The sequence below is a fragment of the Sphingomonas sp. SUN039 genome, assembly GCF_024758725.1.
Lineage (GTDB): Bacteria > Pseudomonadota > Alphaproteobacteria > Sphingomonadales > Sphingomonadaceae > Sphingomonas_O.
The window spans coordinates 1249233-1262554 of record NZ_CP096972.1 but is presented as its reverse complement, the minus strand read 5'-3'; the positions used below and the strand labels follow the sequence as shown (position 1 = coordinate 1262554).

At 61.0% G+C, this 13322-nt stretch carries 12 protein-coding genes; 5 read left to right on the top strand and 7 right to left on the bottom strand.

Features of this window, described 5'->3' with window-relative positions:
- Positions 1-13: 13 nt before the first annotated feature.
- From M0209_RS06135 to M0209_RS06125, 3 genes are read right to left on the bottom strand one after another with little or no spacing between them, the layout of a single operon-like run.
- A complete protein-coding gene (locus tag M0209_RS06135; protein WP_258887405.1) occupies positions 14-751 on the bottom strand; it encodes an SDR family NAD(P)-dependent oxidoreductase in 738 nt (245 codons plus the stop codon).
- 2 nt (positions 752-753) lie between these two features.
- A complete protein-coding gene (locus M0209_RS06130) occupies positions 754-2226 on the bottom strand; it encodes an NAD(P)/FAD-dependent oxidoreductase (RefSeq protein WP_258887404.1) in 1473 nt (490 codons plus the stop codon).
- A 1-nt stretch (position 2227) separates the two neighbouring features.
- Positions 2228-3712 (bottom strand): aldehyde dehydrogenase, encoded by a 1485-nt coding sequence (locus tag M0209_RS06125; protein ID WP_258887403.1) that lies wholly within the window; start codon positions 3710-3712, stop codon positions 2228-2230.
- 159 nt (positions 3713-3871) lie between these two features.
- Between M0209_RS06125 and M0209_RS06120 the strand changes: the two genes are divergently transcribed.
- Both M0209_RS06120 and M0209_RS06115 read left to right on the top strand, forming a co-directional pair.
- On the top strand, positions 3872-5677 hold the full coding sequence (locus M0209_RS06120) for an acyclic terpene utilization AtuA family protein (protein ID WP_258887402.1): 1806 nt from the start codon (positions 3872-3874) through the stop codon (positions 5675-5677).
- Between the two features lie 150 nt (positions 5678-5827).
- Positions 5828-6091 carry a hypothetical protein gene (locus M0209_RS06115; protein WP_258887401.1) on the top strand — a complete coding sequence of 88 codons (264 nt, stop codon included), beginning with the start codon at positions 5828-5830 and terminating at the stop codon, positions 6089-6091.
- A gap of 81 nt (positions 6092-6172) precedes the next feature.
- On the opposite strand, the gene M0209_RS06110 is transcribed toward M0209_RS06115, so the two are convergent.
- The gene (locus M0209_RS06110; RefSeq protein ID WP_258887400.1) at positions 6173-6625 is read right to left on the bottom strand and encodes a MarR family winged helix-turn-helix transcriptional regulator; all 453 of its coding nucleotides are present in this window, start codon (positions 6623-6625) and stop codon (positions 6173-6175) included.
- A 243-nt stretch (positions 6626-6868) separates the two neighbouring features.
- Here M0209_RS06110 and M0209_RS06105 point away from each other — a divergent pair, with 243 nt between their 5' ends.
- The 3 genes from M0209_RS06105 to M0209_RS06095 all read left to right on the top strand — a co-directional run bounded on the left by M0209_RS06105 (position 6869) and on the right by M0209_RS06095 (position 9232).
- Positions 6869-8410 (top strand): DHA2 family efflux MFS transporter permease subunit, encoded by a 1542-nt coding sequence (locus tag M0209_RS06105; RefSeq protein WP_258887399.1) that lies wholly within the window; start codon positions 6869-6871, stop codon positions 8408-8410.
- 21 nt (positions 8411-8431) lie between these two features.
- On the top strand, positions 8432-8629 hold the full coding sequence (locus M0209_RS06100; protein ID WP_258887398.1) for a hypothetical protein: 198 nt from the start codon (positions 8432-8434) through the stop codon (positions 8627-8629).
- A gap of 378 nt (positions 8630-9007) precedes the next feature.
- Positions 9008-9232: a hypothetical protein gene (locus M0209_RS06095; protein ID WP_258887397.1), complete on the top strand. Its 225-nt coding sequence runs from the start codon at positions 9008-9010 to the stop codon at positions 9230-9232.
- A gap of 3 nt (positions 9233-9235) precedes the next feature.
- Here M0209_RS06095 and M0209_RS06090 read toward each other — a convergent pair whose 3' ends face one another.
- From M0209_RS06090 to M0209_RS06080, 3 genes are all read right to left on the bottom strand, one after another.
- A complete protein-coding gene (locus M0209_RS06090) occupies positions 9236-9982 on the bottom strand; it encodes a TetR/AcrR family transcriptional regulator (RefSeq protein ID WP_258887396.1) in 747 nt (248 codons plus the stop codon).
- 109 nt (positions 9983-10091) lie between these two features.
- Entirely contained in the window at positions 10092-10643 is a 552-nt protein-coding gene (locus tag M0209_RS06085) for a nuclear transport factor 2 family protein (RefSeq protein WP_258887395.1), read from the bottom strand.
- A gap of 14 nt (positions 10644-10657) precedes the next feature.
- Positions 10658-13315, bottom strand: coding sequence for a glycoside hydrolase family 3 C-terminal domain-containing protein (locus tag M0209_RS06080; RefSeq protein WP_258887394.1), 2658 nt, complete (start codon positions 13313-13315; stop codon positions 10658-10660).
- Positions 13316-13322: the final 7 nt, after the last annotated feature.

Here is a 13322-nt window from a genome sequence, read left to right as displayed (position 1 = left end):
TGCGTTTGGGCGCTCAACGCCAAGAAAATCCGCCGTCGACTGGGAGTTCGGTGCCAGTGGTGAACCCCGAGTCATCGCACGAAAAGAACAGCGCGGCGCGAGCGACATCTTCGGCTGAGCCCAGCCGCCTGAGCGCCACCCGCGCAGCGGCGCGATCGCTGTGCTCCGCGTTCTCCCAGAGGTAGCGGGTCATTTCGGTCTTGATCACGCCGGGGCAGATCGAATTGGCGCGGATTTTTGGGCCGAGGTCGAAGCCCAGGCATTTGGTAAACATCGCGAGACCCGCCTTGCTCGCGGAATAGCCGGTGGTGCCCGACATCGGTATGAGCGCGCTGATCGACGCAATGTTGACGATCGTGGCGTGCGCGGCGGCGGTCAGGAACGGCAAAGCGGCGTGCACCACATTGAACGGCCCGGTCAGATTGATCGCGATCATCCGGTCCCAGCTTTCGGGCGCAAGTTCACCAAACGGCTTGATGTCGAGGATGCCGGCGGCATTGACGACCCCGTCAATCCCGCCCAGCGCCGCACCCGCGCTGGCCACCGTCGCGGTCACAGCCGCCCGGTCCGCCACGTCGCAGACGAAGCCGACTGCGCCGTGTGCGGCTGCCGCATAATGCACACCGTCCGAATTCAGATCGAGCAAGGCGAGCGCCGCGCCTTCGGCGGCGAACAAGTCCGCAATTGCCCGGCCCATGCCGCTCGCCGCACCCGTCACCAATACCCGGCGACCTTCGAGTTTTCCCGCCACTGTCATTGTCCCTGCATCAACGCATAGTCTTCCAGTTTCGGCCTTTTCATGACTTCCTGGAAATAGGCATAGCTCCACGGCCAGACCTGCGGCACACCCTGCTTGTCGAGATACCAGCTGCGACAGCCCGAGGCGAACACGGTGCGTTTGGCCGCCTCGGTGCGGCGCACTTCATATTCGTCGAGCGCGCTCATCGTCGGCGCTACGGCGTCGCAGGTTCCCGCGCGCAGCAGATCGACGAGCTGATCGATGTACGCCCATTGCGCTTCGGCGATGTCGATCAGGGTGAAATTGCCGACCGGCCCGGTTGGCCCGTTGAGCAAGAAGAAGTTCGGAAATTCAGGTACCGTGACGGCGTAGTAAGCGCGCGGATGCTCTGACCAGAACGCGTCTAAACTCTTGCCCCCGAAACCCTCGACGACCATCGGACGGACAAACTGATCGACGCGGAATCCGGTCGCGAGCGCGATAACGTCGAGTTCGTAGAAACTGCCGTCCTTCATCCGGATGCCACTTGGCTCGACGCGCTCGATGGCCCCGACGACGACTTCGACATTGGGCTTTTGTACGGCGTCATAGTAATGCGCCGAGAATACCATCCGCTTGCACGCGGCGCGGTAATCTGGACGCAGTTTTTCGCGTAATTTAGGATCGCTGATACTTTCGCGAAGATTGCGTTCGACGATGCTCTGGATTTCCGCGAGTTCGGGCGACTCAAGGTCGATGATCGCGGCCGTAAAACGCGCGCGGCGGGCGCTGGCTTCAGGGCCGTTGCGGACCTCCTCGATCTTGGCGGGATCGTCGCGGAACACTTGTTTGTCGGCCTCACTATATTTGAGATCGGGGCACGGCATGATCCATTGGGGCGAGCGTTGGAAGTGAACCAGTCTGCCCGCCACCTTCGACAGCGCGCTGACAATCTGGACGCCGGTCGAGCCATTGCCGATCACGCCGACACGCTTGTCCTCCAGCGGAACCGAATGATCCCAGCGCGCGCTGTGAAAACAAGGTCCGGCGAAGTCTTCGAGTCCCGGGATGTCAGGCATTGCCGGGTGATGCAGCACGCCCGTCGCCGCGACGATCACATCGGCGACATCCTCGCACCCTTCGGTGGTCGTTATGCGCCAGCGGCCGTCAACGAAGCGGCAGGAGGAGATCTCCGTATTGAAAGCGATCTGCGATTTCAGGTCGTAGCGCCCGGCAATTTGCTCGAAATAGGCCCGGATCTCGGCCCCGGGAGCGTAAAAGGCGCTCCATTCCGGGTTTGTCGCGAACGAATAAGTGTAGCTGTGTGCCGGGGTGTCGCAGGCCAGACCTGGATAGCTGTTTTCGCGCCATGTGCCGCCGACGCTGTCACCCTTTTCGTAAATGGTGAAGTCGGTGTCGCCGCGCTCTTTTAGCCGGATACCGGCGAGCATCCCCGCCATCCCCGCGCCGATAATGACGAACCGCAAAGGCCTTTTGTCGGCTTGCATGCTATTGCGAGGTCTTTGGCGCGGTTTCGAAGATCATCGTCTTGGCCTCGAGATAGGGGTGCAGCCCCTCGACCCCGCCCTCGCGGCCGAGCCCCGATTGCTTGAAGCCACCGAACGCAATGCCGAAGTCGGTCCTAAAACCGTTGTGGCCGACGGTGCCTGCGCGCAACTGGCGCCCTACGGCATAAGCACGGTCGGGGTCGTCGGTGAAGACGCTGCTGTTCAATCCATAGATACTGTCGTTGGCAATTTCGATCGCCTGCGCTTCGCTTGCGGCTGGAATGACGCTTAGCACGGGTCCGAAAATTTCTTCGCGGGCAATCGTCGAGTTGTTGTCGACACCTGCAAACACGGTCGGCTCGATGAAAAAGCCCCGGTTGAGGTGGGCAGGACGTCCACCGCCGGTGGCGAGGCGTGCGCCTTCGGCTCTGCCCTGGGCAATCAGCGTCTCAACCCGGTCGCGTTGCCGTTCCATTGCAAGCGGTCCCATCTGGCTGGTCGCATCGAAGGGATCGCCGACTTTGATCGCATCGAATGCAGCCGCAAGGGCGTCCACGAAATCGTCATGCCGTTTATCGCTGACAATGATACGGGTGAGCGACGCACAAACTTGCCCGGTCATCACGGGTGCCGAGCGCGCGATTGCGGCCGCTGCCTTGCCGACATCATAATCGTCGAGAATGATTGCAGGCGATTTGCCGCCCAGCTCCAGGGTAACGCGTGCAATGCGGTCGCCGCAAATTGCCGCGATCTTGCGCCCTGCGGCGGTCGATCCGGTAAAGCTGACTTTGTCGACGCGCGGGTCACGCACAAGCAGCTCGGACACTTGGCGTTCGGCGGTCAATACATTGACCACACCCGCCGGTAGCCCCACTTCCTCGCAGATTTCAGCCATGAAATAGGGCGAGGACGGCGCTTCGGGCGACGCCTTGATGATGATCGTGCAGCCTGCGACCAGCGCGGCAGCGACTTTATACGCCATCAGAGCATGCGGGGCGTTCCACGGAATGATTGCCGCGACCACGCCGACCGGCTCGCGCACCAGGAGCGCAGGCAACCCCATCGACGACGTGTGTTTCTCTTCCCACACAAAGGTTTCGCCCAGCACCGCATAGTCGCGAAAGATGCCAGCAACGCTTTTCGCGGAGTGGACCGACATCGACCGCAACACCCCCGATTCAAGCGCCCAGCTATCGGCGAGCGCATCGCCGCGCCTTTCCCATGCATCAGCGATCTTGCCCAGCCACACCGCACGTTCGGTGGGTGACAGACGCGGCCACGGCCCGGTGTCGAACGCCGCGCGCGCAGCGGCTACGGCACGGTCGATGTCGGGTGCCTGCGCTTCGGCCACGGTCAGGAACGCTTCTTCGGTCGTGCTGTCCACGACGTCGAACGTCGATGCGGACGAAGGCTCGACCCAAGCCCCGCCGGTAAACAACTGAAGCGGATGACGGACATGGCTGGGCCGCGGGGCCGAAATTGTCATTGGCGTTTATTCTCCCCCGTTCGGGCGTCGAGCGCGACAGCGCGTGGCTTGCGTTCGCTTATGTCATGCTGCGCCGATATAATGCAACGAACGAAACGCATTGCGAACTCCACGCTTTGTTTTACTACGTCGCGGCAGATCAAAGTTGGGGGTTCGAGCGTGGGTGACATCGTACGGATCGGTGCGGCAACCGCGTTTTTCAACGACAGCCGGATGGGCATTGCCCAGTTGCTGGCGAAGGCTCCAGTGCTCGACTACATCATCTTCGACTTTCTCGCTGAATCGGTGATGGGCGGGCTCGGGCGTGGCATGACCAATGGGACGGGGCAGGGCTTTGCTGCCGATTTTGTTGATGGATATATCCTGCCGCATCTCCAGACCCTGCTCGACCGACGGATCCGCATCGTCGCCAATGCTGGTGGGCTCAATCCATCGGCCTGCGCCGCTGCCCTGCGGCGAGGCGCGGCAGCAGCAGGGCTGAACGTCCGTGTTGGGGTCGTAGAGGGCGACAATCTGACTGCCGAAAGTTCAGTGCTCATCGGTCCCAATACGCGCGACATGTTCGACGGCTCATCGGTTCTCGAAAAGGTCGAAGGCGCCGATCACGTCAACAGCCTGGTCGCCTACACCGGCGCTTTCCCGATTGCGGCCGCGCTCACTGCCGGGGCCGATATCGTCATCACCGGTCGCGCGGTCGACAGTGCGATGGCGCTTGGCCCGTTGATCCATGAATTCGGTTGGGGTGCAGACGATTTCGACCTGCTCGCCGCTGGAACGCTCGCCGGCCATTTGCTTGAATGCTCGGCGCAGGTCACGGGCGGCACTTTCACCGACTGGCGCGATGTGCCCGACTGGGCGGGGATCGGGATGCCAATCGGCGAGTGTCGTGCGGACGGCGGGCTCGTCATCACCAAGGCCGAGGGTACAGGCGGGCTGGTTTCGGTCGGCACAGTTTCGGAACAACTGCTCTACGAAGTCAGCGATCCCGGGCGCTATATCGTTGCTGACGTTGTCTGCGACTTCACGAATGTGCGTTTGACGCAGATGGGGCCGGATCGTGTTCAACTGACGGGGGTTCGGGGTCGGGGTCGAACCGCGACGTACAAGGCGAGCCTTACTTATGATGCCGGTTGGCGCGCGACCGCGCTAGTCCCGATCATTGGGCTCGAGTCCGGTGCCAAGGCGCGCCGACTTGGCGAGGAAATGTTGGCCCGCACGAGCGCAGTTCTTCGGCAAAGCCAGCTGCCACCGTTTACGCAGACACGCTGCGACATCATCGGCGGCGAAGGTGCTGGCCCGACCACGGCCATTTGTCGCTTGGTCGCCGATCATCCCAATCAGGCAGGCGCGCAGTTGCTGATCCTGGAACAGAGTTCGGGCATCAGTCACATGTCGGTCGGGACCAGCCTGACTCTCGCCGCCTCGCTTCGCCCGGTACAGCGGATCGCCGGGTTTCTTCTCCCGAAATCGGCGGTCTCGCTTTCGGTGACCGTAAACGGTGCGCCTGTGCCGTTCGTGTCGTCGACGGACGCAAAGACGCAGAACGTCGACGCCGTCGCGCCGGCCATGCCCGCTTCACCGGACGATGCCGATCCGAGACAGACCGTGCCCTTGATCCGCCTTGCCTGGGCGCGGAGTGGCGACAAGGGCAACCTGTTCAACGTTGCGGTGATTGCCCGCAATGCGGACTATCTGCCCTATATCGCCGCCGTACTGACTCCGAAGAGAGTCGGCGAACATTATGGGCGATTGCTAAGCGGCGGCCGCACTCTGCCTGTCGATCTTTACAGCGCGCCCGGGCTGTCGGCGCTGAACTTTGTGGTTGGAGACTCGATGGATGGCGGCGTTTTGGCTTCCACGACGCTCGATCCCGTTGCGAAGGGCATGGCCCAATTGCTGCTCGACTTTCCGGTTCCCGTCAGCCGTGCCCTGCACATGCAGCTGGAAGGGTCGCGTTTCGCCTGAACTGATTATGAGGCCCCGCAGTGCGCCCCGTGCAACGCCGGCTGCGAAAATTGCACTTGACGTTTTCAACCACTAATACTAAATGAGGTTAGTAATTGGCGCAGCGCAGCATAAACTGTGTGCCCAACAGCTTCACAGGAGTGAATTATCATGAAGAAGATCGTTTTCCTTGGTGTGCTCGCTGCCCTCGTCAGCGCGCCGCTCGCCGCCCAGACAGGTGCCATCGTTGCCGGCAAGCCGCTCTATGCAAATGACGGCAAGCGCATCGGCATCGTCTACCGCGTGACCAGCGACGGCACCGCCCAGCTCATTCTCAACGGCAAGCTGGTGTCAATCCCCGCCACGTCGATCACCGCCGCCAACGGCAAGTTCCAGACCAGCCTGACGAAGAAAGATCTCGCCAGCGCGAGCTGAACCGGGTTCTTCAAAGTGTTCACAAAGGGGGTGCTCCGATCCGGCGCAGCCCCTTTTTGTTTGCGGCGGATTAGCGCGGCCTCAGCCCTTAGCCTCGACCAAATTGCCATGCACTTTGTCAAGCAGTACGGCGAGCTTGCCGATTTCGTCAGGCGAGAAGTCGGCGAACGCGCGTGTCTCGATCGACTTTCCGACTTCCGCCAGCACCGTCAGCATCGGTTCGGCGGCGGGGGCCAGATAGACCTGCCATGCGCGCTTATCCTTTGCATCCTGCCGTCGCTCGAGCAACCCGTCGCCGCACAGCCGCTCGATCAGTCGGCCAGCCGCGGCCTCGGTCACTTCCAGCCGCTCGGCAATCGTGCGTTGCGACGCACCGGGGCGCGAGGCGACAAGCGCAATCAGGGTCCACTGCGACCGTGTAATGCCGTGCGGGGTGACGCTGGTGTCAAAACTGTTGAACATCACGCGCGCGATTACAGTTAGCTTCAGCGATATCTCGCGCTTCAGATTGCCGGGTTCTCCGCTGAATTCCACCACGGACAAGCGCCTTAGGTCCGTTTGCCACCGACGATACGAATCGTGCTTCGCGATCTGAACGTGGCGCTGAATAATTGGGCTTCAGACATTTGTCGTCCCCGTACGGTGCCGCGATTTGGCCCCTGAATTTTGTATGACATAAACATGAATTCTGCACCACTGCGCTCGCCTGGCTCGGGGACGGGCGCAGAATCAATGCAATGCTCGACTTTCATAAATAAAATTCCTACCGCCGTCGTTATGGACGCAAAGACTGCCGATGTCGCGACATTGCCGAGCCGACACACCGGTCTGCTGATGGTCGCCGTGATGGGCGTATCGATTTGCCAGTTTCTCGACCTGACCATCGCCAACGTGGCGCTGCCACACATGCGGACGAGCCTCGATGCGTCGCCGGAATCGATCAGCTGGGTTCTGACCAGTTTCATCATCGCGGGTGTGCTCGTTCTGCCGCTGACAGGCTGGCTGTCGGATCGCCTCGGGTCGCGCAACCTGTTCGTCGGGGCGACCGCCATGTTCATTTTGTCATCGATGCTGTGCGGCACGGCAACATCGCTGACGCAGATGGTCATTTACCGGTCGTTGCAGGGAATGGCATCGGCATTCATCGGACCAATGTCGCAAACGATATTGTTCGATATCAACCGACCAAGCAAACAGGCCCAGGCGATGTCGATATGGGGCATGGTCGTGATGATCGGGCCGATCAGCGGTCCGTTTCTTGGCGGCTTTCTGACCGAATCGCTCAACTGGCGATGGGTGTTTTTTATCAATCTCCCCATCGGGATTCCGGCGTTGATCCTGTTGTGGTGGCTGCTGCCATCGCGTCCGATCCTTCAGCGCAGGCTGGATATATTCGGGGCGGTCGTGCTGGGGCTCGGTCTGTGCGCGCTGCAGCTGCTGCTCGACCGTGGTCAGCATAATGACTGGTTCGAATCGCGCGAGACGGTTTTCGAACTCCTCTTCGCGCTAAGCGCCTTCTGGGTCTTCTTCGTCCATTCATGGACTTTACGGCACCCACTGTTCGAGCCGACGCTGTTCCGCGATCCCAATTTCCTGATGGGGGTGGCCTTCATGGTCGTACTCGGCGTGACGAATGTGGCGCTGTCATCGGTGCTGCCGACGATGCTTCAGACGGTTTACGGCTACAATGTGATGGACACCGGTCTGTTGATGGCACCGCGCGGTTTTGGCGTGTTCGTGACCATGCTGATCAGCAACCGACTGCTACGCGGCATGGACACGCGCCTGCAGATGAGCATCGGTTATGCCATGGCGGCGCTCTCACTGTGGATGATGACGCGCTGGTCGCTGGAAATGGGGTCGGGCCAGATCGTATTGTCGGGCTTTGTGCAAGGACTTGGACTTGGGTTCGTGTTCGTCCCGATTAACCTCATCGCCTTTGCGACGCTGGCGCCGGCATTCCGCACCGACGGCACAACTTTGATGACACTGTTTCGCAATCTCGGGAGCAGTTTCGGGATTTCGGCGATCGTGACAATGCTCGCGCGCAACATTCAGACCAGCCATGCTGACATTGCAGCGAGCGTGACATCGTTCAATCTGCCGTTCGATCCCGCGTCGATTGCGGCGCAACTGGGAGGTACCGGCGCGGCCGCGCTGGCTATCCTCGACGGGGAAGTGAACCGACAAGCGGCGATGATCGCCTATCTCGACAATTTCTACATCCTTTTCTGGCTGCTCCTTTGCATCGTGCCGCTCCCCTTTGTGCTGAAGAAGCCCAAACCCGTCACGGGCCAACTGCTGGTTCACGCTGACTAACATGCCAAGGAGTTTCCCAGGATGAGAACCGGCGAAGACCCGCGTGCGCCGCTCCGTCGTCGCACCCATGATGCCAATGCCGAGCTCTTTGCGCTCGCCGATGCGCTTGTCACCGTCAATGCCGATGCAGCGGAGGCTGTCCGGCGCGCTCGCGCCGCCCTGTTCGAGGCTTGGACGATTCTTTGCGAACACCAGGCCGACGACGAGGATGATCATTAGGGATGGATGACTAGGATAGCCTCGCACCAATCGTCGCAGCGCCATCGTGATCGCTTTCCCCTGACTTAGGACAACGCGTCGTTCTGACCGCTCATCGTCGTACCGCACCGCAATCCGATAGGCTCGGCGCCCGTTCATCGAGATGGCGACATCATCCTGGAAAGGGTGGGGCATTTTCGACTATGGCATCCTGCACCATGGGAGCGATCGTCTGTCAGCACTTTCACTGACTCCGTTGTTCCGGAATATGTCGTCTGGCTTCCCTTCACGAACGGCTCGTTCAAGCCCACGGTCATGATGGGCCCGATCACAGGCAGGGTAGCGGACAGCCAGCGATGGCGATCAACAGACCGTGCGCCCGCTTGACAGGCTTGCGCGATGGTCGAACCGCAGTTGGGCGAAGCGTCTTCCCTTGCAGGGCACGCGTTCGGTGCGGCTGACGGCATGACCTTGGTTTCGCTAATGACAATGCACTTCTTTGTGACGCGCGGCTTGTCAGACGATCCCAGCACATTCGCCGGTTTTCAGACCATCGGTTTGTGTCTGGCGCTCCAGGCCGCCGAGGATGGGACAGATTCCGCCTTTGTTGTGCCCCTCAATTAAGTGCTATTCGGTCTTGATCTTAGCTTTGCGCGTTTCGCCACGCTTGGCCACGACCGCGCCAAAACGCCCGAGGATGAACAGATTTACCCGCTCGTCGACGTCGGCTTCGGTCGGGGGCTCGGCGTTCCAGTTGGTGTAAGTCATGATCGGGTGCGCGCCGAGCATCAGATCGGCGAAAAGTTCGGCCGAACGGGCGTGGTCCCCTGCTGGAATGAGGTCGGCTGCCTCCATCGACTGGAAAAGTTTTTCGAAGTCACGGCGAAAGCGGGCGAAGATCGAGGTGCCGACCGATTTCATGAAGTCGGGGAAGCGTTTGCTCTCTGCAATCATCAGACGCATCAGCCCGATCGAGCGATCACGGTAGGTTACCTCATAGGAATAATGTCCGGCACGCCGTAGCACCGAGAACAGCGTATCGTCGGGCTGGAGCGTCGGCGGGTCCACCATCGCTTCGGCGTCACGCGCAAAGATGACTTCGCGAAAAATGGCCTCTTTGTCGCCGAAGTGCTCGTACAGCGTCCGGGTCGCGACCCCGGCCTCGCGCGCAATATCGACCAGCGACGTCGCCGCAAACCCGTGCCCCACGAACAATTCGGTCGCGACCTGAATGACGCGCAGCTTGCGCTTCTCGAGTTCGGCCGCCGTCGGCCGACCGGCTTGATTACCGATCTTGCGCTTGGGCTTCGATCCTGCGCCTGCGCGGCGCGATCCCATCGTCGACTTCACTGAACGCCCCGTTGCCAATTCCATACCCGACTGCCTCTAATGCGCCCGCTGTTATCGAACCAGTTACCGATAGCGAACTTTGTAATCAATTGCAGAACTGTAATTGCATTTTTGTCGCGATGATCGAGCGCGACTAAGGTGTGGCGGGCCGACGGGGGACGACCGGGCGATGGTAGCTGAGGTCCGTCCGGTCGCGCGTCGCAGGGAGGAGGGGGCCGGGCTCGATCGTCCCTGCACGGATGGCCGCATCCCCAGGAAGTTCCATCAACGCAAAGTTCTTTTCGATCACGGTCACGCGGTTGGCGAATTTCCAGATCCCGTCGCGACGCTGGAAATGATCGATATAGCGGCCCATCGACAACAGATGCGGCAGCTCGATATTGGCACCGATGAAAGTGTAATAGGTTTCGCCATAGGCGTTATCGCCGTCGATCTCGCAACTGTGGTTAGAGACGCCGTGGTGCTGGACGATGCTGGTCGCGCTCGCTCCCGCAAACGTCGTGTCGATGAAGAAATCGGGACCGCCGACATAGGCATGGTGATCGTCGATGGCATCGTCCCAGTAGCACGACCGGACCAAGTCGCGGTCGAGCCGGTCGATGCCGCGTGCATAGCGGAGAACGAGCGCCCAGATTTCCTGACGGTCGATCAGGTCGCGCAGCTTGGTCTCCAAGGCCTTGTCCAAGATGGTCTCCTCGTTCAATTGGCCAACACCGACGGTGCTTTGACGGCAAACGTCCCGGATTGTCCGGGCAGCCCATCACCCGGCTGGCTGCCGCCGACATGGATCATGTAGCGCCCGGCTAGGACCTGGATTTTCCCTTCAGGCGACACTGTGCTGAGATCACGCTGCGAAAGTTCGAATGTCACGCGGCGTTTCTCGCCCGGAGCGAGACTAAGCCGCTGGAAGCCGCGCAACGCAATCTTCGGCGAACCCGGAGCACTGGGAAAAGTAAGATAGACCTGCACCACTTCGTCGCCTGCGCGAGCGCCGGTGTTGGTTACCTGGGACTCGACGACAACACCGTCAGACATGCTGCTCCCTCGCGGTTTGACGCTGATCGGCCCGTAAGAAAAGTGAGTGTAGCTAAGACCATACCCGAACGGATAGACCGGTTTGCCTTCGAAATAGCGATAGGTCCGTCCCTTCATGGCATAATCTTCGAACGCGGGCAGTTGCGACACGTCCTTGTAGAAAGTCACCGGCAGGCGCCCGGCCGGATTGGCGAGACCTGCAACGACCCGGCCGACCGCCACACCGCCTGCTTCGCCGGGGTACCAAGCCTGCACGATCGCGTTGGCATTGGTCTTCGCCCAGTCGAGGTCGATTGCGCTGCCGCTCATATTGACAACGATCAGCGGCTTGCCGGTTCCCTTTGCGGCTAGCAGCAGCTTCAATTGGTCTTCGGGCAGATCGAGCGACGTGCGGTCGCCGCCATTGAAGCCGGGCAGTTTGATTGAGGATTCCTCGCTTTCGAGCGTCGAATTGATGCCGACTACCGCAATGATCGCATCGGCCCCCTTGGCCGCTGCAACAAGGTCGGCGTCGGGCTGACTGGAAATGCGCTGCCAGTCCAGTTCGCCGAAATGTAGCGCGGGCACCTGCATTGCAGCGGTGAACGGATAGCGTTTGCCAGCTTCCATTTCGACCGTCTCGAAAACGGGCATGACCGATGGATTGAACCCGTTTTGGATCTTGACCTCGGGTCTGTCACCGAATTTGAACGATCCGGTAATTGTCCGCACGCCGACACGATAAGTGCCTGAAACCTCGGGAACCAGATAACCGCTGGCCACGACTCTCCCGCCATCGGGTAGCAGCGGCTGGGTGAAAACCTCATAGTTGATGAGCGGCTCGACGCGCGTTGTCGACGGTATATCGGCCGGCGTCGCCGCCATCGCGCGCATAAATTTGTCCATCAGCGACGTCGGTGCAGGCTTGCCGTCGGGCTTGAATGGATAATAGCGCACCGTGACACCGGGCTGCCCGTCTTCGGTCTGCAATGCCGATGTCGGGACGACGTCGCCGTCGCTCAGCGACGCGCCCGCCGGGGCGTAAGTGAACTGGACGCCGGGCATCGCCGCCTTGAGTCCGTCGAGAACAGAGGGCAGGTCTGCAGTTTCGCGCATGGTGTAGTTACCCCGCATAACCCGCCGCGAATTCGCCAGCGGACCGACCACCGCGACCTTGAGCACACGGCTGCCGAGCGGCAATACGCCGTCGTTCTTGAGCAGCACCATCGTCTGTTCGGCGACGGCCAGCGCGAGGGCGCGGTGTTCCGGCGAATTGATCGTCGATGGCGCGGGTGCGGACGCTGGTATTCGGTCAAGCAGGCCAAGTCTGATACGGGCAGCAAGCCCGCGGACCACGGCTTTATCGAGTTCCGCCGTCGTCAGCTTGCCGCTCTTTACAGCATTGACGTAATTAAGCGACTGGCCGAAGGAATTGCGGTCAAACAAGCTTTCGGTCGCGCATTCGACGTCCATCCCCGCCCGGACTGCCAACGTCGATCCAGCAACGCCATCGGAGGCATATTTGTGCGCCGAGAAAATGTCGCGCACTGCACCGCAATCCGACACGACGACGCCCTTGAACCCCCATGCCTGGCGGAGCGTGTCCCGCATGAGAAAGGTGTTGGCGCAGGCGGGCTGGCCGTTGATCGCGCTATAGGCGCACATCACCGAGCCTGCGCGTCCCTCGACCACGGCGGCGCGAAACGCAGGCAGATAGGTGTCGCGCATGTCGTGCAATGAGATCGTGACATTGGCAGTGTGGCGCGTCGACTCTGGCCCACTGTGAACGGCGAAATGCTTCGGCGTAGCAATGATGGCGGGCGCGTCGGGATTGGGACCCTGCAGCCCGGTCACATAAGCGACTCCCATCTGCGCGGTCAGGAACGGATCCTCGCCATAGGTTTCCTGGCCACGCCCCCAGCGCGGATCGCGGAAGATGTTGATGTTCGGCGACCAGTAGGTGCGGCCCGCGCCGAGCGCGAGAGGTGTGCCTGCGGCTGTCATCGCGGTACTGGCCTCGACACCTTCGACGGCAATCGCGCGCGCGACCTGCTTCAGCAGCGGGGCGTTGAACGACGCCGCAAGGCCGATCGGTTCGGGAAAGTTGGTCGCATGCGGCAGGAAGGCAAAGCCGTGAAGCGCTTCGCTCCACCATTGATAGTCGGGCAGGTCAAGCCGCGGGATCGCAGGCGATGAATTGATCAGCTGGCTCGCTTTTTCCTCGAGCGTCATCTTGGCGACAATCGCCTCGGCGCGTTGTTCGGGCGAAGGTGCCGACTGTGCGAACGCAGGTGTTGCCGCGCTTGTGAGCAGGCCAGCGACGAGAGGCAAAGCTATCTTCATATCTATT